This window comes from Antarcticibacterium sp. 1MA-6-2, from assembly GCF_021535135.1.
Taxonomy (GTDB): domain Bacteria; phylum Bacteroidota; class Bacteroidia; order Flavobacteriales; family Flavobacteriaceae; genus Gillisia.
The window spans coordinates 1,432,971-1,456,528 of record NZ_CP091036.1; the positions used below are offsets into that span (position 1 = coordinate 1,432,971).

The window sequence follows — 23,558 nt, forward strand, 5'->3', positions numbered from 1 at the left end:
CTTTTACGAGGTCCGGTGCTATGATCTCCGGCTCAGGAGCCAGGGGAAATAATTGCTTTCCTGGCCGACTTATAAAAGCTGCACGCCAGTTACCATAAAGCTCCTGCAATATCCCAACCATGGGCTGCGATGAGCATACTCTCTTCCGGTTTAATCCCCAATTTTCTGGAAGCCCAGTTATAGGTATCCTGGTGAGGTTTGTACTTTCCGATATCTTCAATGCTCAAAATTTCCTCAAAGAGATCGGTGAGGCTTAAGCATTTTCTAATTGTGTTATAACCGCCTCATTAGATCCGTTAGTAAAAGAGACCAGTTTAAAATTTTCGTCACAAAGATCCTGGAGAGCCTGTTTTACCTCCGGATGCGGTGGTAAGGATCTTATTGGTGAGATGGCATTTTTTGCCTCCATTTCACTTAAATTAATATTATTATTGGCAGCAAGCATCCTTAAAGTAGCAGCACCAATTTCACCGAAATTTTCATAGCGGCTCGCCGTGGTCATTACCAGGGAGTAATGCAGCATTGTAGTAAACCATAATTTCCCCAGGTCCTCTTTCCCTCCTAAAGCTGCTGTTACACTCGTACGTTTGTAATTCATTAAGGTTCTTTTAGTTTCTTTGGAGAAAAAGGCAGTGGGAATAGGAGATATAGCTGTTACCAGGTAGTCCGTGAGATATACCGTAAAAAAGACACATACCCTGTTCCCATTCGTTTCTCAGAATCTGGGCAGTACTTAGGGAGCTTTTATGCATCCCGCGTAAAGACGAGAATAGATCATAAGAAGCTTCCTGCCTCATTAAATCCTAGTATTATGAATACAGTACAATTTTGTGTGGGAATTGATGTATCAAAAGATTCCCTTGAATGCTCCTATGGTTTGTATTCCGAATTCGGTGAATTACAATTTTCTAAGGTGCAGAAGTTTACAAATGACCTTAAAGGTTTTAAAAAACTACTGGAATGGTTGAAGAAGAAAAAAGATCCTGCAGAAATTTTTTTTGTGATGGAAGCCACTGGTGTCTATTATGAAAATTTGGCTTATTGGCTTCAAGAGAGGGATTTTTACTTATCGGTAGTACTTCCCAACAAAGTAAACTACTTTGCCAAGAGCCATAACATAAAGACAAAGACCGATAGTGTGGATGCTAAGCTTTTGTGCAGGATGGGCCTGGAAAGGAAATTGGATCATTGGGAAATTCCCTCCCTTCAAATGAGAACTTTAAAGATCCTAACAAGGGATTACCGTAGCCTTAAGGCCAAACTTACTATGACCAAAAATCAACTGCATGCAAAGGACAATTCTCATAAATGTCCCCCCACAGTTGGTAAGAGACTTAAACAACAAATCCAATTACTGGAAAAGCAGATTTCACAGGTGGAATCTGAGATCAAGCTAGTTGTTAGAAAAGATAGCATTCTGGACGAACGGATCAGAAAGATGGAGACCATACCAGGAGTAGGGTTCATGACCATCGCTTGTATTTTGGGCGAGACGAATGCTTTTGCGCTCGTACGCAATTCCAAACAATTGGTAAGCTACTGTGGATTTGACATACAGCATCGGCAGTCAGGTCTTTACGCTGGAAAGACGACCATAAGTAAAAAGGGGAACAGTTTTATAAGATCTGCACTCTATATGCCCGCATTATCTTCCCTACAACATAATCCAAACCTGAAAATATTCTATAATCGCTTGTCAGAGAAGAAATCCATAAAAAAGATTGCAGTGACTGCAGTGGCAAGAAAACTACTAGTGCTTATCTATACGATTTGGAAAAATGGATCAGAGTATAATCCAGATTATTTATTTTCAGATTAGAAATAATGATTATGGTGTTGTGCTTGTTGGATTGGAAACAACTCCTTTTTAAGAGTTGTTCCATTTCAACAATGCCACGTACTCCATGTAAAAAAACAAAAAAAAGATTGTTTTTTATCGCAGTACCTTTTTTGTAGAGGTCGCAAATCCAAAAGAGTCTCATTTACATCAAAAAATAAAACTTTGGGTCTGTCCCTGTTCTTCTTCATAGATATGTTATTATAATTGTTGATCCTGATGCCTGAAAATCCTGCTAAGCCTGCTTTATATTATGAAATTTTCCGGGAGGTTTTTATTTATTCTCATATAAAATCATTTCGTCTTAACTAAGTAATCCCGAAATTAAATTTATGGAGCAATAACTATTTTACCTGTTGTGTGCGAAGTCTGAATTTGTTTAAGGGCCTCGGGAGCTTCTTTAAGCGAATAAAACTTATTTACTTCTACTGTTACTTTTCCATCTTCCACCAGTTCCCGGTAATGATCCAGCTGCCTGGAATTGGGTTCCACGAATACGAATTGAAAATCAATGTTTTTATCAATGTCATCTCCCTGGTTGAGGAGGGATACTATTTTTCCTGAAGATTTTAAAGCTTTAATACTTTGCTTAAGACTTTCACCGCTGGCACAATCAAATATAAGATCCACACCATCTGGAGCTATTTCTTTTGCAGCTGTTCCAATATCCTTCTTCCTGTAGTCAATAGTATGTTTTGCGCCAAGAGATCTCATATATTCATGGTTTTCTTCACTGGCAACACCAATAATTTCTGCTCCTCTAAGCTTTGCAAGCTGGATGGCGAAGCTTCCTACTCCACCAGATGCACCAAGGATTAAAAGTTTTTGCCCTTCCTTAATATTTCCTGCCACGTATACAGACTGGTAAGCGGTAAGACCTGCCAGTGGTATCCCTGCGGCTTCTTCCCAGGAAATATTTTTTGGTCTTGCTGCTAAATAACTTTCAGGAATGACAATATATTCCGCAAAGGTGCCCCACTTTACTTCTGGTCTCCTTGCATAGGCGTAAACCTCTTCCCCTACATCAAATCGTCTTGCGGCATGTCCCCTTTCTTCTACGACTCCCGCCATGTCCCATCCCGGCACAACAGGAAAATTGTGAGGCATCATATCTTTATAATGACCTTCTCTTATTACAGCATCTACAGGATTTACCCCTGCCGCTTTAATTTTTACAAGTACTTCCCCTTCTTTTAACTCCGGAATTTCTATTTCGGAAATTTTGACAACTTCCGGTCCTCCAAATTCGTTGTAGTTTGCTGCCTGCATCTTTTTCATAATATTATTTTTTAAAATTTATATTTTTATTTTCGCTCCATAGAATATTACATAGAACGGTGATTCTTTGTTCTTTTTTCCAGATTTTCATAATTATCTATAGCTATTTTGTCCATTGTTCTGGGCTCGTTGAAATTCATTTCAATTTGTTTTTCCCGTTCTTCTCCTCCCACGATTACGTTTATTTCTTCGGAAAGTAACCCATAAATAGTCAGATTTGCAACCTCTTCGGGGCTATCCATCCCTTCCACTTCGGCAGTTTCCATCATGTTAGTATCTGTAGCTGAAGGATACACTGTCATCACATGTAAAGGATATTGATGAAGTTCCCTTCTCCATCGCGTCTGAAAATTGCCGAACTGCTGCTTTTGTGGCCGCATATACACTGTAGAAGGGCATTGCGATATAGCCATAGCCGGAGGAAATATTCATGATAGCTCCTTCCTTGCTTTTCTTTAAAAGAGGAAGAGATTTTTTGGTTAGCAGGATAAGGCTTAGGTGAGATTTACATTTATTTGCTTAATTATATCCTCGTCACTTGATTGTGAAAGCAAATCGGCACTAACGACTCCCGCATTGTTAATTAGTATGTCCAATTCTCCCCATTGCCTGGTAATTTGAGAAATAGCTTTTTCAAGATCTTCAGGATTGGATACATCTCCCTGAATGAGCAGGAAATTTACTGAGCTAAATTCAGTTTTCAGCTCCTTCATGGGTGCTGTTTTTCTTCCGAAAATTGCTATGTTATTTGTACCTTTTTGGATTAATAGTTTTACGATTGCCTTACCTATTCCAGAACTTCCTCCTGTAATAAGAATTTTTTTGTCTTTGAAATCCATAAAAAAATTTATTAAGATTAATCTTGGGTGCTCCTAAAAGGTAAAACTTCGAAGAAGAAGAGAAAGAAAGATTAGGAATGTTTTAATTTTATTTAACAGCCAGGAGAGCAGATAATAATGGTTTGTCCCACATTTTTAAAAACTTTACTTTCTGAATAAAATGCAAACCTCCTGGTTGTTCTGAAGACTTTGCGCAGCGGGGGCTGTTCTGGGTCTTATTTATTGAGAAACTGGTGTATTTGCAATTAATGGAGTCGAATATATTGAATTTATAGACGGACAATTCTTAAATTGAACCTATAAACTATTGTTTGTCCTGCGGATAATCAAGCTGACCCGCTCGTATTTTTTTATACAAGACATTACCTGCAGTTCAGCTGGGGCTGATAAAAAAGTATAATGCAATTCTTAATTTAAAAAGTATGAAACAAACATTCAAAATAGTCTCCACCTTTGCCATTATTTCGTTTGGAATTTTATGGATAATAAGAAAGTTTACAGAGCCCACTGTTTATAATACTTCGGACATAAGAACGATTCTCGTGCTAATATATTTATTTACGAGTCTTAGATATTACCAAATGGAGATAAAACATAGAAATTCTCAAATTGATGATTTAGAAGCTAAGTTAGCAGCAAAATAAATTTATCTCTAAGGAACCTGCACTGCTCCGCAAAGTTTCAAGACTTGAGCTTCTACTTATAGGAAAGGTTGCAGAATTTTTCTGAAGTCTCCGAACTTCACTTCTTCACCCCATTAACACCTTTCTTTGCACAGCCAAAAGACATGCTACGAGATTTTAAAATATACTATTACCGCGACTCTCAATGATCTTCAGAATATTTCAGATAGCAGGAGGTAGTTTGTATTAAGAAGAGCGGTTTTCGTTTCAAGGTCTGGGGAATTTCGTAAATTTTCTTCTAAAGGATGTAAAATGCCTCAAAGTGTGAAGACTTTGACCAGCAGATGCTTTACATAATGAGCTAAGACCAATTCTATATTACGAAAGCTTTAAACCAATGTCAGTCGGCAGAGAATCGAGACTTTTTAAATTCTTCTCTTTCATATAATCCACAAGTCCTTCGGCTCCTTTGTTTTCTGCCCATTTAAAATGAAGATCGCGTTCTCCCTTATACTCGTACATAGGTACACCAAAACCACAGGAGGTTTGAACCAGGTCAATATCTGCAACAATGATCTGTCGGGTACTGGGATATATTGTAAAGTCTTTAGAGCAAATGTCCCAGGAGTCAGAGTCTGGTAACACAGTGAATCCTTTTCCGTATAATCTCAGGATATTCGGTTTATCTGAAAAAGAACAGAACATAATCGTGATTCGACCATTTTCCAAAGTATGGGCCGATGTCTCATTGCCACTGCTGATCAAATCCATATAAGCAACTTTATTATCATCCAACACCCGGAAACTATCTAAACCTTTCGGGGACAAATTTATTCTGCCGTCACCGCTAAGAGGAGCAGTTGAAACAAAAAACATGTGCTGTTCTTTAATAAAATCTTTGTGTGCGGTACTTATTGAATTACTGAATTTACCCATATCGCTACTTATTATTATTTTCAAATGGCCGGAGTATCGAATCTAAGTATTTTTTACCAACTGAATGCGGTCGATTTTAAGGTCTTTCAAAATTACCTTCTTCTTCTTAAATCAATTACTTCTAAGTGTCTATCAAAATAAGGATATAACGGCAAAAAATTTAGTGTAGATGTATAAAGAATACCAGAATTAAATATTTCATGGAATGGAATAGACAGTCTGGATTTTACTCTGGGATCATCTAAGTAGTTTGGGATTTATTTATAGGAGGTATTTTAACAGGAAGAATTTCCGCCAATCATCTGCTTTAGTAATCGAGCATTTTTATTTTAATGCAAGAATTCAAACGGAAAGATGATAAAAAGATTAGAGAAGTGACTGCTACTATAGCTTAATTAAATTGTAACCCTACTTACAACTTATTTTTAGACGCCTTTCTTATTCAGATATAGCTGCCACTATCTCTAATTTCTACCAAACTTAAAGATTTTGTAAAGACGAAAAACAGGCGTTGAGTAAACGTGCATAATTCAGAAGTAATCGTTAAACCTGTAGTTGAAGTATCACTGTAGTGCCTTCATTCTTTTCTGAAAATATTTGTACTGCTTTTTTCACATTATATCCCAGTAAGGCCAGTCGCTCTTTAACCAGAATAACGCCTTTGGATTTGTGTAATTTATTTTCTGAAGTGTTAGAGATTCCAATCCCGTTATCTTCAATCTTACATTGTAAGACTCCATCCTTCAGCAATAAAAAAGAAATTTTTAATGTGGGTTGAGTGACTCCCGGAGGAAAAGCGTGTACAAAAACATTTTCCACAAAAGTCTGTAAGATCATCGTGGGAATTTCAATTTCATAAAGGTCTATTAAAGGATCTGTTTCAAATTTTACGTCAATAGCGTTGTTAAACCTCGTATTTTCAAGCCTTATATAAGATTGCAAATATTCTATTTCTTCAATTAGTAAAATAGTGGCTCTGGTACAATGATCAAGGTTCAACCTGATTAATTTAGAAAAATCTCCTAAAAATACTGTTGCATTGTCTATATCGCTATCCATAATATAATACTGAATTGAATTCATTGCATTGAATATGAAATGCGGATTCATTTGAGCCAGGAGAGCCTCCATCTTCGTTTCTTCAAAACGCTTTTGGATCAATCTTTTTTGTTCTTCAAAATTTTTAGTTTGCAGTAATTGATATCGATAAACACTAAAAATCGTTAATATCATTACACCCAAAACCAGTAGAGCAAACCACCAGGTCTTCCAAAAAGGAGGAAGTATTTCCATATTTACCAGGTGCTGGGTATAATTTAAGCCTGTACTTTCATCATAGATTTTTACGTCTACCTCATAATCTTCAATAGGTAAGGAAGCAAGAAATATTTCAGGTTTAGAGGAAGGCAGGCTCCAGTTGTCCTTGCTGTTCAATCGATATTGATACTGTAATTTATTCGGAAAGGGATGAGCATTTGTGGTATACTTAAGAAGAACTGTATTTTGGTTGTATGGAAGATCTATATCTTTCAGAGTAGCCAGTTCAACTGAAATCTTTTTGTTGTTGACAAAAATCTCTTTCAAATTTACCTGGTGAACTAATTTTGTGGTGTCTCTCACAGCATTAATATCTATATTATAATACCCGTTATTGCTTCCTATAGATAAAATGTTCTTATTTACTGTGACATTTAATAAAGGTTGTTCCAGCCCCTGCTCCTTATCTAAAAAAACAGAACGTTTGTCTTTATAAAGGGTCAAACCTTTTTCTGTTCCAATTATTAAAGTTCCCCCATATTGCTTCAAAAAAGAGATAGTGTTTCCCTGAATTTCTGCCCTGGGTATTTTCTCCAATATTTCAAATGATGCTTCATCACTAATAATAAATACATCCCCAAATTCATTTGAAACTGCGATGTTATCTCCTAAAGCGGTAATGTGTTTCAATTTCTTTTCATCCCAAATCCCGTTCTTCAAATAGGACTTAAACTCACCATTTTCCCATACATAAAGACCGGAAAAAATTGATAATAGGTAGGTTTTTTTGTTCTTTCTCAAACTACCAACAACCATAGTGGGAGTATTTAGCTCTTCTGCCCTAAAATGATTGTATTCAAATGCCTCCAAATTGCTATAGACCCTAAGGCCTCCATAAGGATTTGTTTCTATAAGACTCCCTGCCGGAGTGAAGTTTATCTCTTCGGAATGCAGCGGTAAATACCTGTCTAATTGACCTGTATCTTTTATGGCAAATATTCCAATATTGGTATTCACCCAAAAGATGTTTTCTGATACTTTTATATCATAAAACCTAATTTCCTTAGCCTTTATGGAATAATCCAGTTCATAGAAATCATCCTGATGCTTAGGTAAGGGTAAGGTGGTGTTGGTTACATACTTCTCCTGCCATTGTTTAAGTTGTAACAGAGTGATCTTCTGTTCCCATCCGGCTCTTTTTAAAATAATGGCATCATGGAGTACTAAAGCAGAAGTATTATCTGTTTTGGCAAAATTCAGGACATTTTCTCCCTGGGTCTCTACAAACTTAATTTGAGGATTTAAAGCGATTTCAAATAAGCCGGAATCTTTAGTTCCTATGTATAATCTTCCAAAACCGGGATCATAAGCAAGGGATATGACCTCTTTGCCCGGCACATTAAATTCTGAAGACCTTGAAACCAGCTGATTATTTACCAGTTCGTAAATTCCTCCGTCACTGTCATATATTCCCCAGGCTCCTGCAAAAATTCTATCATCATTAGTTTTGACATGCTCCCAAATAATAGAGTATCCCAGTTTTTTTAAAGGCAGAAAATTATTCTCGCTAACATAATCAGCAAGAGAATTTTTTGTAAAAAACCCTTTGTTACTGCTATAAATACTGTCATTATCCACTAAAACGGAATATATGTATTGATGGTCATTCACTTTAACCAGGGCTGCCTCTTCATCTTCATTTGAAATCCTGTAGATTCCCGTGTTATAGGTAACTACATAAATTTGATTCCTGTATTTAAAGAAGTCCTGCACCCTGAACAGCTTGTTATTATTGGGAAACGTTAAAGAAATCACTTTAAAGTTATTTACATCGATAAGGGAGACCCCATTACTGGTCCCCACATACATATAATTTTGGTGAGAGAAGAGCTTGGTTATCTCATTGTGAACCAGGCCTTCTTTTTTCGATATAAGTTTAAACTTATATCCATCATAAATGCTTACTCCCTCACCGTAGCTACCAAACCACAAATTTTTATTGGGGTCTTCTGCAATCGCCCAACAGCTGTTAAGAGCGAGTCCATCCTCTTCAAAGAAGTAATTAAAGACGTCATTTTCTTTTTTGACCACCCCATTTTCGGTCCCGATCCAAAGGATATGGTTGCTGTCCACCAGTAATGATCTAACGGCATTATTTGGCAGCTCATTAGCTGCAGTATAATTTCTACCCGGATAATTTTGAGAAAAGGCGAAATTATACCATAAGAAAAATAAAAGGAAGGATCTATTGATTTTGTAGAATGGCACTAATGAACTCTTCTTCTTTTCGAAAAGAAACCTGTAGTTTCTCTCCATTGGTTAATTCTACTTCCTTGTTGATTTTATTGTACCTAACAACATAATTTAAATTTATAACGTAGCTTTTATGGATCCTTGCAAAAGAATTTGTGGGAAGGATTTCTTCCACAAATTTTAAAGTTTTGGTAACCATTTTTGTAGAACCGTCAATTACTTTTATGCAGCAATAATTACTTTCAGCCTTGCAATACAAAATCTGGTTGGAATGAATGAGATCAAAACCTTCAACTGTGGGAAATGCAATTTTACTTACTTGTTGATCATTTACGTTAAGGTTTTCCAATAATAAGGTCAATTTTTTTGGGCCAGACTCCTTTGGATTTGTTCTCAAACTTTTTTACCGCCTCAGATAATTCCACAGCATTTATAGGTTTGAGTAAATAATCCAGCGCACTGCGCTTAATGGCTTTAATAGCAAATTGATTGTAAGCAGTGGTGAAAACGACTTCAAAATTTATAGCGTCAAAATATTGAAACAGTTCAAAACCATTCTTCTCAGGCATCTGGATGTCTAAAAAAACTAATTCAGGTCCGTATTTCTTAATGGCCGTCACCCCTGAATCTACCGAATTGCACTTCTCCACTATATTAAATTTATTAGGAAAACTCTTCTCCAGGGTTTTTTCCAAAAAATTTTGGGCATTTATTTCATCGTCTATAATAACTGTCCTTATCATTTGCTAAAACTACAATTTTATGACAATTTAGGACTTTTTTCCCCGCATAGAAATTGCACAACAGCAATTTCTAAGAAAATGTATAATAATATGGCTAAAGGCAGCTGGTTCTAATGGATCATATTATTGGCTTTGAGTTTTCTATAGGAGGTACCTACTGAAGTTTCCAGATTTGCAGGAGTTTTTTGTCTTGAACTAAACCAGGTTTTCATCCTGTTATAATCAAGATAATAACTAAGCCTAAGGGATAAACTATTTAACTCTTCCTGAGCAAACAAATGCCTGAAATTATTCCTGAAATTTACATGTGAGAGATTGGCAGAACTGTTAATAGCATTACGGTAGAGCAGGGTGAGCTGGCTCCCCGGAGCAAACCACCAGGAGAACCTAAGATCAATATTCCAGGCATTAAAGGTGGTATCATATTCAGAACTTCCTGAACTCCTAAAATCCAATGCGCCATTTTGCTGAAGCGTATAAAATTCAGAATAATATACCTCGGAATAATAATGCCTGAAAGCAAGATTTAATGCCATTTTGTTATTAAAAATGTAAGTAGACCCCATAGAGTTAATTATGGTATTCCGGTCCCGCTGACCGAAAAGAATATCTTCAGGCAAAAGATCAACAAAACCTTCTTCCTTATCATTCAATCTTAAATTTGTAGACCAATTTACCGTGAACTTATCTGAAAATCTATAGCGGGGTTCAAAGTCTATAATAAGATCTCCCCTTCCTTTTTCATCATATTTATACCAGTCAATTACCGATTCAAAAGCGAATTTCTTCCGGTAATCTGATCCTACCCAAACCCACACATCATAATAAGGAGGAATATCGAAATGACGGCCCTCCACCCTTGGCTCATAAATATCCTGTGTTCCCAACGGAGTGGTCTCAAACCCACCGCCAAAGTTCCAAAACTTCTTCGTAGTAAAACTTGAATTAAAATTGAAGAGCACTCTACTTGACAGATCGGTCTCTAACCGCCGCATGTGGTTCAAGTTAAAATTGAGATACATATTATTTAAAAAACCTTTTGGTTGAAGTAACCTGTGGTGGTACCCGGCAAAATACGTGACGTAATTCGTGGAACTGGAATAACCCAGATCATTTATATCGTAATCTTTTGTTCTTAAATCAAAACCTACCTGAAACCTGTTCTTCCCGTTAAGTTCAGCTATGCTGCCGCTCAATTCTGCTCCAAAACGTGTATCATCCATTATTACCCAACTTCCTTCGGCACCCGCTGAATACCTAAAGGTGTTTGCTTTATTGGTAAGATCCATATAAACCCCGGTGGCATTAGCATCTCTAAAATGTCCCTCGCGGGTTGTATTTGTATTGATAAACGAGACTGAAGAATTATCTCCAAACCTTTGATCCAGAACCAAAATGTTGTAATTACTGAAGGGTTCTACGAGTTGTTTCCTCTCCTCCCCTGTTTCCGTATTTCTAATGCCTGCGTAAGTTTTTTCCGTAATAGCATTAAAAAATCCTATTCCCAGTCCATCATCGGTCCTTCCTGAAACTTTAATTGCATTCAGCAAATCCACGGTAGAAGGATAATTTTCAATTATTTCATTTTCATTCAGGTTAACACTGCCACCGGGTGCCCCGCCGACTCTTCTGGAATAGAAAAGATTTCCCTTTGTAAAAAGCTCTGTCCCTTCAGTAAAAAAAGCCCGGTTCTCTTCATATTGCACTTCAAAAGCCGATAGATTTAGAACTTCCTCATCAAAGCGGGTTTGACCAAAATCGGGAACCAGGATCATATCTAGCGTAAAGGCATCATTTATACCATATTTTAAGTCAAGGCCACCATTGAAATTGACTTCTGTATTACCCGCATAATTTGTGAGGTAGGAAGAAACGTAGGGCTGAAATGACAGCCGGACCTGAGTCTTAATATTCTGAATTCCGTGGATCTCCCCATCATAGAGCGAAAATGATCCCTTTTTTGTTATCTACGTGGTTCCAGCTGTAGCGGGTACCAGTTCTTCTAAATTCTCGTTCCATTTGCAGGCCCCATTCCTGTACGTTTTTATCAGGAAATCGAAGTTCTGAATAGGGTATGAACATTTCTGCAACCCATCCCGAATCATTAATAGAAACTTCGCTATACCAAACTGCATTCCAGGCCGCATCTTCAAATTCGTTGGTCATCTTGGCATCATATTGAACCCCGGCAGAGGTGACAATAAACTGCATACTTTGCTGGCGATCGTTGTAACCATTGAGCAGGACAAAAAAGAAATCAGAAGCTCCTATATTATCCCTTTCGGTAAGTGGGGTCATGATTTTTGAAGGATCGGGATCCTTTAAAGTTGCTCCAAAATAGATACCAAGGTCATCATAGATAATCTTCACCTCCGTGCTGAGACTGTCGGGAATCGGCTTAGCCGTTAGAGGGCATTCTTTCCACAAAATTTTTAGCGACAGGTGCATTTTGCCAGGCAGCATCATTCAAATAACCATCAATTTTTGGCGGTTCTTCAATCCGGGGAATCGTTATTTTCTTCCGGGGAATTGTATCCATTTCCTGAGCGGAAATTAAAAAAGGGGCTATTAGAAAAAAACAGGCAAAAAAATGTTTCATCATTGGCGGGTTTCTTTAAAGACACCCCAGAATCCTGTATGTTGCAGTTGCTGCTGAAAAAATCCATTTTTAGACCCAAATGAGAATATGATATTTTTATGAAAGAATTCATCCTCAGGCACAAAGTAGAGTGAAAAATTCCTAATATTGTTATAGACTGAAATCTCCCTATGGACAAATTTGAGAAAGCAATTAGCCTGATTGATAATTACAATGCCGAGGATCCTAATACAATAGTTGATGAAGGTAAAATTTATCCTGTAGAACTTTTGTATTCTGAACGTATGTCGCAGAAATTACTGGAATTTAGACCCGATGCTTCAGATGAATTGCAGATTGCTGCACGGGCCCAACACATTTGCAGGTGGAAATATCCAAGGGACAGCTATCCCATGGACAGAAAAGGATATCTTCAATGGAGGGAGGACCTTAAAAAAATGCATGCTGATCTTACCGCTGAAATTCTGAAAGAGGCTTATTATGAGGACAAATTTATAAAGCGGGTGTCTTTCCTGATAAAAAAGAAACTGATCAAAAAAGACGAGGAATCCCAAACCCTGGAGGATGTAATATGTTTGGTATTTCTTCAGTTTTATTTTGAGGAATTTGCCGAAAAACATGAAGATGAAAAGGTAATTAGTATCATCAGGAAGACCTGGCAAAAAATGTCGGCAGAGGGGCATAACGCTGCGTTAAAACTCCCGCTTTCCGAAAGAGCAGGGAAATTAGTAAAACGGGCTCTGGCCTAGATGGTGCTACTTTATCCTAATTAAAATTTATATAAGTTTCCCACAAATTTATAGAGTCCAATACTTGTAGAAATGAAGAGCAGATTAAAAAAACCTGTAAAAATTCAAACCGTTCTGGCGGGTCTTTTATTGATCCTCAATGGGAATTCTGTTCTGGATAAATTTCCTGCCATAAGTATTACTCTTTTTATCCTGGGGGGTGTACTTCTTGTTTATGTATTTGCAGTGTCTCTAAAGATCCCTCAGGATTCAATAATAAAACCTCTGGTAATTTTCCTGGAAGGCATAGGTTTTCTTGCAACATCCTACGTCTTTTTTAAATTGGGAAAAATTTACCTGCCATACGGCTATCTACTGGCAGCACTCATCTGTTTCTTTGGTGTCGTAATTATTGGCCGCAGGATGAAAAAACAAGAGCGGCGCAAGCAACCACAGGGAAATTAAACTTCAATATCCTTAGTGAGAATTACCCTTGGTTGTTCAATTGAAATTCTCCCGGGACTGAGTAAAGAAAAGTGCGAGACAACCAAATAATATGGCCAAAGCGGGTGTCATACCTTCTATAGTATCATTATTAGCAAGGTGGACAAACACAAGGGCCACAATAAAATTCAAAATAAGAAGAATGGAAAAAAACCTTAATTTATAACCTACTAACAGAGAAATTGCTCCAAAAAGCTGAATATAAACTGAAACTACAGCGCTAATCAAAGGCAATGGAAAATCATTATTTTCCAAAAAAACGGCAAACTCAAGCATTCTCTCCCAATGGAGAACGTTGTCAAGCACACCATATAATAGCCGTAACCCAAGGAAAAGCCGTAATAGAAATAATCCCAAATAATGCCTGGATTCCAATTGTGCTAAAAATGTTTTTTGCACGCTGATCGCCTTCATCAACATTAGTTTAATTAAACTGAAAATGAAAATTACATTCTAAAATAGCAGAAAATATTTTGTCCTGTTAGCTTTTGCTGTGAACAACTTCAAGTTTGATGAGAACCTGTATAAAGATAATTAGGATAATAAAATTCTAGTATTCTAAAAAGCCCGATTTCTTGATTAAATTTAGTTCACTTATACAAATTCCTTTTCGCTATTTGAAAAACAAGACGATGCCTCTGCTGATTATAGAAGTAAAAAAATATTTTACAAATTATGAAAGAACAATTCCGGGAATGGTACAGCTATAATTCTGAAGCCAATTTAAAAGTTATTCAGAATCTAACTGAATTAAAGGAAATTCCTGATAGAGCTATCGATATCTTTAGCCATCTTCTTCTGGCTCATAAAATCTGGTTGGAGCGCATAGATTTTAGAGATACTATATCCGGGAAACCATGGGAAAAAATATCTTCCGAAGAATTTTTAGCAATTAATAAGTGGAACCTAGAATTTACCTTAGAAGTTCTAAAGGAGCAGGAATTGAACAAAAGAATTTCTTATACCAATTCAAAAGGAGTAAATTTTAATAACAGCATTGAAGAGATCCTGTTCCACGTTCTCACTCACTCTTCTTACCACAGGGGCCAGGTTGCTATCCTTTTAAGGCAGGAGAATTTCGATCCTCCATTAACGGACTATATTTTCTATAAAAGGTAAATATTTTCTTACAGGGAGAAGCGAGAAAAACGTAATACTAAAAAAATAAACCTCCGAAAGTTTCATGTAGGGCTGACGTTTTTCGGAGGTTTTATACCCTTTGAGGGTAGGGTAGATAAATTTTCTTAGAATGCAAAACTAAAAATAATAAGCCTTTACAAAAAATTATTTGTAGGAAAATTTGCTGCTGCAGATCAATTTAGGGGTATTCCCCTATTTCCACCCTTAAGCTAAAATTATGTTGGTAGCTTTTTATGGTAGGAGCCAAAGCATATTCTATGCAGGTGGTTCAACTTTATGAAATCCACAACATGATGCCGCAGCTAATTTTTATAATTTGGTTAAAAATCTTAAAAACCTAATTTGATGAAATGGAAAGGACGTAGAAGAAGCACTAATGTTGATGATAGGAGAGGCCGTTCAACCGGAGGCAAAGTAGCTGCGGGAGGCGGAATTATAGCTGTAATATTTTTTGCCATTCAGTTTTTTACAGGTGGCGATACTTCAGGAATTTTGAATGAACTCCAAAATCAAATTCCTGCAAATACAGAAGAAAGAGAATTAACACAGGCAGAAAAAGAATTGGGAGAATACACTGAAGTTGTTCTTGCCGATACTGAAGATGTCTGGAATAATATCTTCTCCCAAAACAACGCAAATTATCGGGAGCCGGGAATGGTACTTTTTTCTGATGCTGTACGCACCCAATGTGGATCGGCTACAGCGGCTGCTGGCCCATTTTATTGTCCGGCAGATGAAACAATTTATATGGATCTGCGGTTTTTCGAAGAGCTGCGAAATCGCTTTGGGGCCAAAGAAGGGGATTTTGCCATAGCCTATGTTATTGCTCACGAAGTAGGGCATCATGTTCAATCTCTATTAGGAACTGCAGGAGAGGTGAGGCGACTGCAGCAACAGGCTGGACAAAGCGAGGCCAACCAGCTTTCAGTAGCACTGGAATTACAGGCCGACTTTTATGCCGGGGGTTTGGGCCCATCACAATAGGGAATATCTTCAGGAAGGAGATATAGAAGAAGCACTGAGTGCAGCGAGTGCTGTGGGAGACGATGCAATACAAAAGAGAACCTCGGGTAGGGTCGTTCCTGACGCTTTTACCCATGGAACCTCCCAACAAAGGATGGAATGGTTTAAAAAGGGTTATGCTTCAGGAGAAATAAGAAATGGCGATACTTTTAATAGTCTTCTTCAGTAAATGGTAAGTATAATCCTACAATTTACAGATTCAATACTAAACATTTGTTAATAATTTCTTTTTAGAATAAGGACAATAAGGAGTATACTGTTAATAAACTTTACTTTTTTACTTAATACCGTCAATAAATCACAAAAAACTCTGAAAACTAATTCATTTTATTAGTTTTCGACCAACGGCATAAATTGTCTGTGAATGGAAACTGTCGTAACTTTAGTTGATCCAAAGCCCCCCAACTATGGTTACTACAAAAGATATATATGATCTCAAACTCCTAAAAGAGGGAATGCGTGTGACTGAGTTCCTGAGAAACTCCTCCTCTTCAATTTTTTTAGATGAATTAAAAAAGCTTAATCTTATATTCATTGATGCCCAGCAGAGAGTTTTTCTTACAGGAAAAGGCCAGGTAGCCCGAAAGATAGGACTGGAAAAATTTGTGGAACTGGAAGAATTCGAAAAAGAACTCACTACCGATAATATTAGAGAAACATATCTTAGAAATAACCTCTACATCATTCTACTTTGTGCGCTTAATCTAATTCTTATTGCGATTTTAATTTATATTAATACCCAGGTTGGCCAGATGCCATAAAAATTTTCATCCAAAAATTTTCTTTAATTTCATTAACTAGATGGTGAGAAACTATATGGTAAGAGTATTCAGAGTTTTTTAAAGTCTTTTTAAATAACAATAAAAAATCCTTTAACAGGACACAGCATTCAAAGAGCTTAAGTCATCATATAGAACGTTCCGAAGCCAAGCACTTCCTTTTCCTGTGCAGCTACTTAAATTACCTAATGGTAGTTCACCAGGAGACAATAAGTTTAAGGTTTCGTAAAACGGAAAGGGATGAGAAATTAACGAATAATGCTGAACCAAAGATTGGAAAGAAGTCCAAACTCCAACTCCAGCCAAAAGGCAAAAGCCAGGATGATACTTAAAGCAATAGTTACAGAAATTGTGAGTGCATTTCCAATTGACCTGGTGCGCTCAATATATTCCTGTCTTGCTTCATAATAATAATCTATTCTTTTCATATAGTACAAAAATACTTATAAGAAAGATTAGTTAATGCCGTTATCCATAATTATTATAGCTCTAAAAATTATATATTTTTACATTTTTTTAACAACAAAATTACTTTTGGAAGATTTTTCTTATCCAGATACCTGTATTTAGAAGGACTCCCATGGTATTCAGCAGAATTTTTTTGTTTTATTCCTAATTACCATTAGCTTTCTGAAAAACAATTATAGAAATGATCTTTTCTTCTCTTCTGGCTATTTTTATTCTTTGTCTTACCCACGTTTTTGTCCATAAACTTAGACTCTCAGGATTACCAAGAAGCAAATGGCTCTCTATAGCAGGAGGAATATCTGTAAGCTATATATTTTTGCAATCATTTCCGGAGCTCCGGGAAATCCAGGAGAAAATAAATCATCACGAAATCTTTAGTATTCCGGGTTTTCGGGAATTCGAGATCTACCTCATTTCATTGCTGGGACTAACTTTTTTTTATGGTCTTGAAAACAGGACTAAAAAATCCAGTGAATCCTCCCGGGAGCCAGACGAAGGTGGTAATGAAAGAATAGTGGGAATCTTTAGGATCCATATCATCTCTTTTGCCTTTTACAATTTTATAATTGGCTACTTGTTACTTAGCAGGGAGGATACTTCAATGGCAGGTATAATGATCTATGCAATAGCAATGGCCTTTCATTTTATAGTGACCGATCATTCCATGGAAGATCACTTTAGAGATAACTACAAAAAAAGTGGACGCTGGATACTCGTATTGTCACTTTTCCTGGGATGGGTAACTTCACTGCTGTTCCATATCCCCGAAGGTTATGTTGGGATCATTTTCGCTTTCCTGGCGGGAGGTATAATTATGAATGTTCTAAAGGAGGAGCTTCCAAAGGAGAGAGAAAGTAATCTTCTGGCATTTTGTGCAGGAGTTATAGGCTACAGTGTGCTCCTTATATTTATATTATAAAATTTCTAAACTACTGTGGTTCAACACATACTAAACTAAAGTTAAAAAACAATGAATTTAATAATTGTACTATACATCTTCTTAAATTTGAAGATAATGCTTTTACTTTTGTAGGTTAAGTTATAAGCAAAAAGGGTCCTGACATGGGACCCTTTCTTCTTTTACGAGGTATCCAATGATTGACCTTTCTACTGCTTCACCTCCTACTTTAAAATAATTTTTAGATAATATTATTCTTTTCAAAATATAAATTATATTTACCGTTCCCTCAAGCTGAATTTAGAATATATTTCGTTTCAGTCCCCCAGTAGTTCCCAGGAGAATCTAAACAAAATGATATTATGAAAAAAATGGCATTGAACCGTCACGGGTTATTGAGATTTACCCTTTACAAAGAAGTTGTAGAGCAAAAATCAGAAGGAAATTTAAATAAGAGCACCCGGTTTAACAGGATGAGTCAAAGTTACCGCTCACCTGAAACTGTTTAATATTTACAGCCTTTGAGCCGTTGAGTTAATTTGCATAATGGCAGTCACTAAAAAGGCTGCCATTAATTTTTGAAAAGTCAATGCCAGTCGTAGATCCTCTCCCTGCAAATTCCTCCTTAGCCGTTGCTGCATCAAAATAAATTAATTTACTATCCCCGTTCTTTCGCAAATAACTTCGTAGTATTTTGTGAGTGTGGTAAGTGGGCTGTTGCCGGATGAGAAAGGGTTCAAAATCTTCAATTGAGTTAAATGAAACTTCGCTATCAACATAACCAAAACCGCAATACCTTCCCGCTTTTACCAGCACGAAAGATTCTTCATTAAAGTGTATCCCATCTCCCTTTATTATATAAGAAGGTGTTTCCTGCCCCAGGGAACCTATTGCTTTTAATACCCGGGCATTATATTCATCAACTGTCTCAGATCCCTCACATATTCCCTTGCAGTTTTTGATCCTGTAATGGGAACATACCTCAACATTTACCTGTAGCGTACAATATCTGGGGCAAAGATGAAATTCCTCGCAAAGTTGTTCCAGTTTTTCTGAAGCCAGTAATCGATTGTAAAAAGTCCCCACGGAGTCCACTACCTTTTTGGTAGTACCCAAAGCCAGCTGCAGGATGCCCTTTTGATTGGTGTAACTAATGATTTGGTATACTACCCCTGGTCTTTTTTGTGCCCGGTTGTATTTAGGATAGTATTTTCTTATCGACTCGGCTTCAAGCAACAATGCAGTTAATTCTGTTCCGGTAGTTTCAAAATCTATATAAAAAGTTTCCTGCCCCAGTTGATACTCTTTACTCATCCTGTCATAAAAATGGGAAATCACCCGCTTTTTAATATTTATAGCTTTGCCTACATAAATTACCTTATGTTGCCTATCTTTAAAAAGATAAATTCCGGGTTTCTCAGGCAGATCTTCTATTTGTTCAGCAGAAAGATGGGGCGGTAGTGTTGCCTGTCTGGAATGAGCGTGCAGAAATGATTTTATAACCTCAAAATTCTTATCAAGGCTAAGCAATCGCTGAAAAAGAATAACTGTAGCATCGGTATCTCCCTCTGCCCTATGGCGATTTAAAATAGGGATATTAATAGAATCACACAACCTTCCAAGACTGTAGGAAAAGAGGCCGGGAATGAGCTTTCGGGATAGCCTGACAGTGCAGAGTTTTTTTCGGGTAAAATCAAACCCCAGCTCTTTAAATTCATTCCGCAGGACATTGTAGTCAAAATTTACATTATGGGCAACAAATACAGCATCACGGGTAATTAATTCTATTTCCTTCGCCACCTCGTGAAACCGTGGAGCATCAGCCACCATTTCATTATCAATGCTAGTAAGAGCTGTAATTTGAGTGGGAATATATTTCTCCGGATTTATCAAGGTTGTATATTTATCTACAACTACAGCCCCTTTTAAAAGTACAATACAAATTTCAGTAAGCCTGTTTCCACTAATTCCGCCACTAAGTGGTTTCTACATCTATAACTGCAAATAATTGATTTTCCATCGCTACTACTCCTTGAATGGTAAAAGTAATAATTTTATTTTAATGATGGATATATTCCTAAAATTTGGAAGTAGTCCCAATGAAGAAACTTGCAAGTCTTAAGTTATTTCAATTTGAGAGTTTTAAAATCATATTAGTAGAGTGTGAATAGAAGGTATTTCCTTATGGCCTTTGCTTCCTCTACCAAATCTTAGACAAGTTATTCGAGCCTCACTTCTCATATCTTAAATCTCAAGTCTTAAATCTCAAATCTAATCTAATCTCCCAGCTTACTCGTTTCTCCACTTTAGAAGTTTCTCAAAAAGAAGTTTCACCTCATCAATATCCTCCACCTTATAATCTGCGTAGGTTTTTATGCCATGCTCCCCCACTAGAATACCCAGATTATTTTTAACGTATTTGAATGCATCCTCATCGGTTACGTCGTCACCTACATATATCGAAAACGCATTATTTTCCCTGCTTAATTCTGTTTTAAGAAATTCCACAGCTTTTCCTTTATGCCAGTCGATCGAAGGACGAATCTCAATGACTTTCTTGCCTTCAGCTTTAGTGATTTCAGGATAACGTTTCACGGTGTCCAGAACGATCTTGTGCACCTCGTTTTCCTCCTGTCCCCTCACCTTCCGGTAGTGTACAGCCAGGGTGAATTTCTTTCTTTCAAATTCAACTCCTGAAATTCCTTCCAACCTGTCCTTCAGCATAGGCTCAATTTCTTCAAAAATAGGCAGGACTTTTTCGGCATCCTGGTGGTCTTTAGAAAAATTATTAGGTCCTGAAATTTCAAATCCATGGCTCCCCGCGTAGTAAAGCTCCGGGAGATTCATTTTGCGGCTAACATCTGCCAAACCACGGCCGCTGACTACTGCCAGCGGAAATTTTTGAGAAAGCTTCTTTACCAGTTCTCTCATTTCCGAAGTTATTGCCGCATCGGCATGATGTTCTACAATGGGCGCAAGGGTACCGTCAAAATCCAGAAAAATTAGCGGAAGGGAATCGCCAAACCTGGATGTGAGTTCTGAAAAATTATTTAATGCCGAAGGTAATTGGGAAGGGTCTCTCTCTTTTTTATCATTCATAGCCTGTGTTCTTATCTATTTTTCTTTTTTCCAAAATTTACGGCTTTAAACTGAAACCCTGAAATAGAAAAAAGGTTTTTCGGTTAAACCGGAAGGATTTAAGAAAAGTTTAGCCTTCCCTGAACCTTTGCCCAACCAGGGAATCCTTAACTTTAAATTCCTCTCAAATTATAAATAATCTAAACATATAAAAATGCATCAAAAACCATTAAAACCAGTAGATCACGGAATAATAGATTACGGTTTTGCAGCCATTCAATTGGGCGCACCAGTCTTGTTGGGACTGAATAAAAAAACGACCAAACTGCACCAACTCTTCGGATTAAAATTACTGGGAATGAATGCCCTCACCGATACTCCTGCAGGAATAAAGCCTGTGATCTCATTTAAAACTCATCAAAAAGCAGATTTAGCAGTTTTAGGATCCCTCACAGCATTAACCGCAATGAAACATATTCGTAACAAAAGAAGATCGCTTATCTTTCATCTTGCACTCATAGGATTATCTGCAGCAAACTATCTTTTGACCGATTATAAATCCAGAGGATAAGATCATTTAATATTTACCTGCCCAATCCTGTAAAAATTTTAATTGAATCCTAAGAAGGAATGAGGATCTTCACACGGAAACCTTTTCCTTCCCGGGATTCAAATTCAATTTTCCCGTTGAGGGAAGAAAGCCTGTTTTCAACATTTTGTAAACCACTGCCTTTTCTGGCTCGTTTCCAGTTGAGACCTCTCCCGTTATCAGAATAATTGATCTCCACAAATTTGTTGTTTTCAGCAAAAGAAACCGCGACAAGTTTTGCGCCACTGTGTTTCTTCATATTCACCAGTAGTTCCTGCAACACCCTGTAGATCACGATCTTCTTTTCCTCCTGTAGCCTTGACCAGTTTACCTTTGTCTCTCCACTAATGATAAGCCGGGAGTCACGGGGTGTAATATTAGTGAGGGCAGCCTTTAAATAAGTAATATAATTTTCACCTGTTTCTATATCGCTGTTCTCCCGCGAAATGTCGCGGGTACGCAAATAAATCTTTTCCAGTTGATCAACCACAGGTGCAGGAGCTACGGCTTCCAGGCTGCTCATCACATTAAATATGTCATTTGCCAGCTCATCGTGGATCACCTTTGAAATCCTGCTTTCGGTCTTGTGCACTTCCCGTATTTTCTCCCGCTTAAATCGCTGCCGTAGGTAATAAATCAGGAAAGAAAGAGCGAGGAGGAGCAACAGCGCGATAAGAGATCCAATTAAGGTTCGGGTGCGCATACGTTGAGCCTCCAGGTCCTGAATACGGTTTTCGGCCTCGAGGCTTATAATTTCCTCCTGCTTTCGCTCCTCGTCAAAGCGTATTTTTGCAAAAAAGTTTTTGGCGTTGATGGAGGCCATTTGCAAGCTGTCGGAGAGATGAATATATCTTTGAAAATAACTTCTCGTCTGTGGAAGAGGAGAAATGGGAATAAGGTTTTGCAGGGCTGTAAGTTCCATCCCGGCATTTTTATGTTTTCGTGTAAGCTTTAGAAGCTCTTCAGAATATTTTCTGGATAGAGCTTCATTTTTGTCGAGGTAATATTTTAAAAGGTGGGAGTAACTTGCCTGCAGCCCTATCTCCTCATCAAGTTCCTGCCTAAGCCGTAGTACATCTAAAAGTTCTGTCTCCACATCCTGTGTGCTGTCTTTGAGCCAACGGGTAAACGCTCTATTGTCTTCGTAGCGCAAAATTTTTGTTTTTGAATCTGCTTTTCCCAGTATTTCATCCCAGGTAGCAATCGCCTTATCAAAATCTTTATTATCCCGGTACACCAGTGCCAGATTGTTTAAAATGCTCAAACTGTCAGATAATGAAGGTGCGAATCTCAGTGCATTTCGATATTCTGGCACCGCGTCGTTGTAAAGCTCACGCTCGTGATAAACCTGAGCTATTATGTTATGTACACTGCTAAAATAGACTGAATCCTTTTCCTGTTCCAAAAGACTTAAAGCTTCGGTGGCTGTTTCCTGGCTCCCGAGGTAATCCCCTCCTGAAATTTGAGCCAACGCCATCTCCAGAGTTCGCCTTCCCGCCTGGGAAGAATCTCCAGCCGCTAAATAATATCGGCGGGACTCAAAGCTGTTACTGAAAACCTCCTCCTGCTCCCCCAGGTAATTGTAGATCCGCGCTTTGCGGTAAAAAGCTTTTGCAAGATTAGCGGTGTCGCGATGAGCACCTGAAAGTGAGATCAGGCTGTCAACGTAAAAAAATGAGGTGTCGTATTCCTTTAAGGAATTATGATAAAAAATTTTGTAATCCAGCAACAACGGCAGGAGTGTATCCCTGGAATTTTTTATAGATGCAAGAGCTGAATCAAGATAAATTATCTTCTCTCTGGTATCTTCGGTAGCTTTAACTGTTTCATAAAAATATCTGGTTCTATTGTGTGCTGCCGAATCATTATTTTTGGAATTAGTCGATCTCTCGCCTGTACAGGAGATGATAAGAAGTAAAATGAAATATATCCTGTAGGACTTGCGGGGGTATTGCATACAGTAAATATAAAATGTTTAAGATCATT

General features: G+C 37.5%; 26 protein-coding genes and 1 pseudogene. 10 read left to right on the forward strand and 17 right to left on the reverse strand.

Going from position 1 to position 23,558, the window contains the following annotated elements; all coding sequences use genetic code 11:
• Positions 1-89: 89 nt before the first annotated feature.
• Together LZ575_RS07215 and LZ575_RS07220 are read right to left on the reverse strand one after the other, a co-directional pair.
• A complete protein-coding gene (locus tag LZ575_RS07215; RefSeq protein WP_235330071.1) occupies positions 90-227 on the reverse strand; it encodes a hypothetical protein in 138 nt (45 codons plus the stop codon).
• Positions 228-253: 26 nt separating this feature from the next.
• On the reverse strand, positions 254-598 hold the full coding sequence (locus tag LZ575_RS07220) for a hypothetical protein (RefSeq protein ID WP_235330072.1): 345 nt from the start codon (positions 596-598) through the stop codon (positions 254-256).
• A gap of 213 nt (positions 599-811) precedes the next feature.
• Between LZ575_RS07220 and LZ575_RS07225 the strand changes: the two genes are divergently transcribed.
• Positions 812-1,819 (forward strand): IS110 family transposase, encoded by a 1,008-nt coding sequence (locus tag LZ575_RS07225; RefSeq protein WP_235324700.1) that lies wholly within the window; start codon positions 812-814, stop codon positions 1,817-1,819.
• A 348-nt stretch (positions 1,820-2,167) separates the two neighbouring features.
• Here the strand turns inward: LZ575_RS07225 and LZ575_RS07230 are convergent, their stop codons facing one another.
• From LZ575_RS07230 to LZ575_RS22380, 3 genes are all read right to left on the reverse strand, one after another.
• Complete coding sequence (locus LZ575_RS07230) at positions 2,168-3,115, reverse strand: NADP-dependent oxidoreductase (protein WP_235330073.1); 948 nt, start codon at positions 3,113-3,115, stop codon at positions 2,168-2,170.
• 270 nt (positions 3,116-3,385) lie between these two features.
• Entirely contained in the window at positions 3,386-3,604 is a 219-nt protein-coding gene (locus LZ575_RS22375; RefSeq protein ID WP_311196094.1) for an SDR family NAD(P)-dependent oxidoreductase, read from the reverse strand.
• A 5-nt stretch (positions 3,605-3,609) separates the two neighbouring features.
• Positions 3,610-3,954 carry an SDR family oxidoreductase gene (locus tag LZ575_RS22380; RefSeq protein WP_255702852.1) on the reverse strand — a complete coding sequence of 115 codons (345 nt, stop codon included), beginning with the start codon at positions 3,952-3,954 and terminating at the stop codon, positions 3,610-3,612.
• 422 nt (positions 3,955-4,376) lie between these two features.
• Between LZ575_RS22380 and LZ575_RS07245 the strand changes: the two genes are divergently transcribed.
• Positions 4,377-4,598 (forward strand): hypothetical protein, encoded by a 222-nt coding sequence (locus tag LZ575_RS07245; RefSeq protein ID WP_235330075.1) that lies wholly within the window; start codon positions 4,377-4,379, stop codon positions 4,596-4,598.
• A 357-nt stretch (positions 4,599-4,955) separates the two neighbouring features.
• On the opposite strand, the gene LZ575_RS07250 is transcribed toward LZ575_RS07245, so the two are convergent.
• The 7 genes from LZ575_RS07250 to LZ575_RS07280 all read right to left on the reverse strand — a co-directional run bounded on the left by LZ575_RS07250 (position 4,956) and on the right by LZ575_RS07280 (position 12,368).
• On the reverse strand, positions 4,956-5,513 hold the full coding sequence (locus tag LZ575_RS07250; RefSeq protein WP_235330076.1) for a pyridoxamine 5'-phosphate oxidase family protein: 558 nt from the start codon (positions 5,511-5,513) through the stop codon (positions 4,956-4,958).
• A 543-nt stretch (positions 5,514-6,056) separates the two neighbouring features.
• Positions 6,057-9,038 carry a histidine kinase gene (locus LZ575_RS07255; RefSeq protein WP_235330077.1) on the reverse strand — a complete coding sequence of 994 codons (2,982 nt, stop codon included), beginning with the start codon at positions 9,036-9,038 and terminating at the stop codon, positions 6,057-6,059.
• The gene (locus tag LZ575_RS07260; RefSeq protein ID WP_235330078.1) at positions 9,016-9,372 is read right to left on the reverse strand and encodes a LytTR family DNA-binding domain-containing protein; all 357 of its coding nucleotides are present in this window, start codon (positions 9,370-9,372) and stop codon (positions 9,016-9,018) included. Before LZ575_RS07260 ends, LZ575_RS07255 begins: the two co-directional genes overlap by 23 nt.
• Complete coding sequence (locus tag LZ575_RS07265; RefSeq protein WP_235330079.1) at positions 9,359-9,766, reverse strand: LytTR family DNA-binding domain-containing protein; 408 nt, start codon at positions 9,764-9,766, stop codon at positions 9,359-9,361. The genes LZ575_RS07260 and LZ575_RS07265 overlap by 14 nt, the downstream gene beginning before the upstream one ends.
• 110 nt (positions 9,767-9,876) lie before the next feature.
• Positions 9,877-11,733 (reverse strand): DUF5916 domain-containing protein, encoded by a 1,857-nt coding sequence (locus LZ575_RS07270; protein WP_311196095.1) that lies wholly within the window; start codon positions 11,731-11,733, stop codon positions 9,877-9,879.
• Positions 11,702-12,136, reverse strand: coding sequence for a carbohydrate binding family 9 domain-containing protein (locus LZ575_RS07275; RefSeq protein ID WP_235330080.1), 435 nt, complete (start codon positions 12,134-12,136; stop codon positions 11,702-11,704). Before LZ575_RS07275 ends, LZ575_RS07270 begins: the two co-directional genes overlap by 32 nt.
• 28 nt (positions 12,137-12,164) lie before the next feature.
• A complete protein-coding gene (locus LZ575_RS07280) occupies positions 12,165-12,368 on the reverse strand; it encodes a hypothetical protein (protein ID WP_235330081.1) in 204 nt (67 codons plus the stop codon).
• Between the two features lie 167 nt (positions 12,369-12,535).
• On the opposite strand from LZ575_RS07280, the gene LZ575_RS07285 reads away from it, so the two are divergent.
• Together LZ575_RS07285 and LZ575_RS07290 are read left to right on the forward strand one after the other, a co-directional pair.
• The gene (locus tag LZ575_RS07285; RefSeq protein WP_235330082.1) at positions 12,536-13,114 is read left to right on the forward strand and encodes a DUF4202 domain-containing protein; all 579 of its coding nucleotides are present in this window, start codon (positions 12,536-12,538) and stop codon (positions 13,112-13,114) included.
• A gap of 72 nt (positions 13,115-13,186) precedes the next feature.
• Positions 13,187-13,558, forward strand: coding sequence for a hypothetical protein (locus LZ575_RS07290; RefSeq protein ID WP_235330083.1), 372 nt, complete (start codon positions 13,187-13,189; stop codon positions 13,556-13,558).
• A 36-nt stretch (positions 13,559-13,594) separates the two neighbouring features.
• On the opposite strand, the gene LZ575_RS07295 is transcribed toward LZ575_RS07290, so the two are convergent.
• Positions 13,595-14,011 (reverse strand): DoxX family protein, encoded by a 417-nt coding sequence (locus LZ575_RS07295; RefSeq protein ID WP_235330084.1) that lies wholly within the window; start codon positions 14,009-14,011, stop codon positions 13,595-13,597.
• A gap of 261 nt (positions 14,012-14,272) precedes the next feature.
• Here LZ575_RS07295 and LZ575_RS07300 point away from each other — a divergent pair, with 261 nt between their 5' ends.
• The 3 genes and pseudogenes from LZ575_RS07300 to LZ575_RS07310 all read left to right on the forward strand — a co-directional run bounded on the left by LZ575_RS07300 (position 14,273) and on the right by LZ575_RS07310 (position 16,521).
• Positions 14,273-14,716 carry a DinB family protein gene (locus LZ575_RS07300; RefSeq protein ID WP_235330085.1) on the forward strand — a complete coding sequence of 148 codons (444 nt, stop codon included), beginning with the start codon at positions 14,273-14,275 and terminating at the stop codon, positions 14,714-14,716.
• Positions 14,717-15,082: 366 nt separating this feature from the next.
• Positions 15,083-15,929: pseudogene (locus tag LZ575_RS07305) on the forward strand (neutral zinc metallopeptidase).
• A 238-nt stretch (positions 15,930-16,167) separates the two neighbouring features.
• Positions 16,168-16,521, forward strand: a complete 354-nt coding sequence (locus LZ575_RS07310) for a hypothetical protein (RefSeq protein WP_235330086.1) — start codon at positions 16,168-16,170, stop codon at positions 16,519-16,521.
• 266 nt (positions 16,522-16,787) lie between these two features.
• Here LZ575_RS07310 and LZ575_RS07315 read toward each other — a convergent pair whose 3' ends face one another.
• Positions 16,788-16,967 carry a hypothetical protein gene (locus tag LZ575_RS07315; RefSeq protein ID WP_235330087.1) on the reverse strand — a complete coding sequence of 60 codons (180 nt, stop codon included), beginning with the start codon at positions 16,965-16,967 and terminating at the stop codon, positions 16,788-16,790.
• A gap of 221 nt (positions 16,968-17,188) precedes the next feature.
• On the opposite strand from LZ575_RS07315, the gene LZ575_RS07320 reads away from it, so the two are divergent.
• On the forward strand, positions 17,189-17,926 hold the full coding sequence (locus LZ575_RS07320; protein WP_235330088.1) for a hypothetical protein: 738 nt from the start codon (positions 17,189-17,191) through the stop codon (positions 17,924-17,926).
• Positions 17,927-18,267: 341 nt separating this feature from the next.
• On the forward strand, positions 18,268-18,414 hold the full coding sequence (locus LZ575_RS07325; protein ID WP_235330089.1) for a hypothetical protein: 147 nt from the start codon (positions 18,268-18,270) through the stop codon (positions 18,412-18,414).
• A gap of 25 nt (positions 18,415-18,439) precedes the next feature.
• On the opposite strand, the gene LZ575_RS07330 is transcribed toward LZ575_RS07325, so the two are convergent.
• Together LZ575_RS07330 and otsB are read right to left on the reverse strand one after the other, a co-directional pair.
• Positions 18,440-19,873 carry an exonuclease domain-containing protein gene (locus LZ575_RS07330; protein ID WP_311196096.1) on the reverse strand — a complete coding sequence of 478 codons (1,434 nt, stop codon included), beginning with the start codon at positions 19,871-19,873 and terminating at the stop codon, positions 18,440-18,442.
• Between the two features lie 321 nt (positions 19,874-20,194).
• A complete protein-coding gene (gene otsB, locus LZ575_RS07335) occupies positions 20,195-21,004 on the reverse strand; it encodes a trehalose-phosphatase (protein WP_235330090.1) in 810 nt (269 codons plus the stop codon).
• A 193-nt stretch (positions 21,005-21,197) separates the two neighbouring features.
• Between otsB and LZ575_RS07340 the strand changes: the two genes are divergently transcribed.
• A complete protein-coding gene (locus LZ575_RS07340; RefSeq protein WP_235330091.1) occupies positions 21,198-21,554 on the forward strand; it encodes a hypothetical protein in 357 nt (118 codons plus the stop codon).
• Positions 21,555-21,603: 49 nt separating this feature from the next.
• Here LZ575_RS07340 and LZ575_RS07345 read toward each other — a convergent pair whose 3' ends face one another.
• Complete coding sequence (locus LZ575_RS07345; protein WP_235330092.1) at positions 21,604-23,529, reverse strand: ATP-binding protein; 1,926 nt, start codon at positions 23,527-23,529, stop codon at positions 21,604-21,606.
• Positions 23,530-23,558 lie beyond the last annotated feature (29 nt).

Excerpts from the sequence above, each read along its gene's own strand:
- LZ575_RS07220 (WP_235330072.1), bottom strand. The coding sequence starts at position 598 with ATGAATTACAAACGTACGAGTGTAACAGCAGCTTTAGGAGGGAAAGAG.
- LZ575_RS07225 (WP_235324700.1), top strand. The coding sequence starts at position 812 with ATGAATACAGTACAATTTTGTGTGGGAATTGATGTATCAAAAGATTCC.
- LZ575_RS07230 (WP_235330073.1), bottom strand. The coding sequence starts at position 3,115 with ATGAAAAAGATGCAGGCAGCAAACTACAACGAATTTGGAGGACCGGAA.
- LZ575_RS22380 (WP_255702852.1), bottom strand. The coding sequence starts at position 3,954 with ATGGATTTCAAAGACAAAAAAATTCTTATTACAGGAGGAAGTTCTGGA.
- LZ575_RS07245 (WP_235330075.1), top strand. The coding sequence starts at position 4,377 with ATGAAACAAACATTCAAAATAGTCTCCACCTTTGCCATTATTTCGTTT.
- LZ575_RS07250 (WP_235330076.1), bottom strand. The coding sequence starts at position 5,513 with ATGGGTAAATTCAGTAATTCAATAAGTACCGCACACAAAGATTTTATT.
- LZ575_RS07265 (WP_235330079.1), bottom strand. The coding sequence starts at position 9,766 with ATGATAAGGACAGTTATTATAGACGATGAAATAAATGCCCAAAATTTT.
- LZ575_RS07280 (WP_235330081.1), bottom strand. The coding sequence starts at position 12,368 with ATGATGAAACATTTTTTTGCCTGTTTTTTTCTAATAGCCCCTTTTTTA.
- LZ575_RS07285 (WP_235330082.1), top strand. The coding sequence starts at position 12,536 with ATGGACAAATTTGAGAAAGCAATTAGCCTGATTGATAATTACAATGCC.
- LZ575_RS07290 (WP_235330083.1), top strand. The coding sequence starts at position 13,187 with ATGAAGAGCAGATTAAAAAAACCTGTAAAAATTCAAACCGTTCTGGCG.
- LZ575_RS07295 (WP_235330084.1), bottom strand. The coding sequence starts at position 14,011 with ATGAAGGCGATCAGCGTGCAAAAAACATTTTTAGCACAATTGGAATCC.
- LZ575_RS07300 (WP_235330085.1), top strand. The coding sequence starts at position 14,273 with ATGAAAGAACAATTCCGGGAATGGTACAGCTATAATTCTGAAGCCAAT.
- LZ575_RS07310 (WP_235330086.1), top strand. The coding sequence starts at position 16,168 with ATGGTTACTACAAAAGATATATATGATCTCAAACTCCTAAAAGAGGGA.
- LZ575_RS07315 (WP_235330087.1), bottom strand. The coding sequence starts at position 16,967 with ATGAAAAGAATAGATTATTATTATGAAGCAAGACAGGAATATATTGAG.
- LZ575_RS07320 (WP_235330088.1), top strand. The coding sequence starts at position 17,189 with ATGATCTTTTCTTCTCTTCTGGCTATTTTTATTCTTTGTCTTACCCAC.
- LZ575_RS07325 (WP_235330089.1), top strand. The coding sequence starts at position 18,268 with ATGAAAAAAATGGCATTGAACCGTCACGGGTTATTGAGATTTACCCTT.
- otsB (WP_235330090.1), bottom strand. The coding sequence starts at position 21,004 with ATGAATGATAAAAAAGAGAGAGACCCTTCCCAATTACCTTCGGCATTA.
- LZ575_RS07340 (WP_235330091.1), top strand. The coding sequence starts at position 21,198 with ATGCATCAAAAACCATTAAAACCAGTAGATCACGGAATAATAGATTAC.
- LZ575_RS07345 (WP_235330092.1), bottom strand. The coding sequence starts at position 23,529 with ATGCAATACCCCCGCAAGTCCTACAGGATATATTTCATTTTACTTCTT.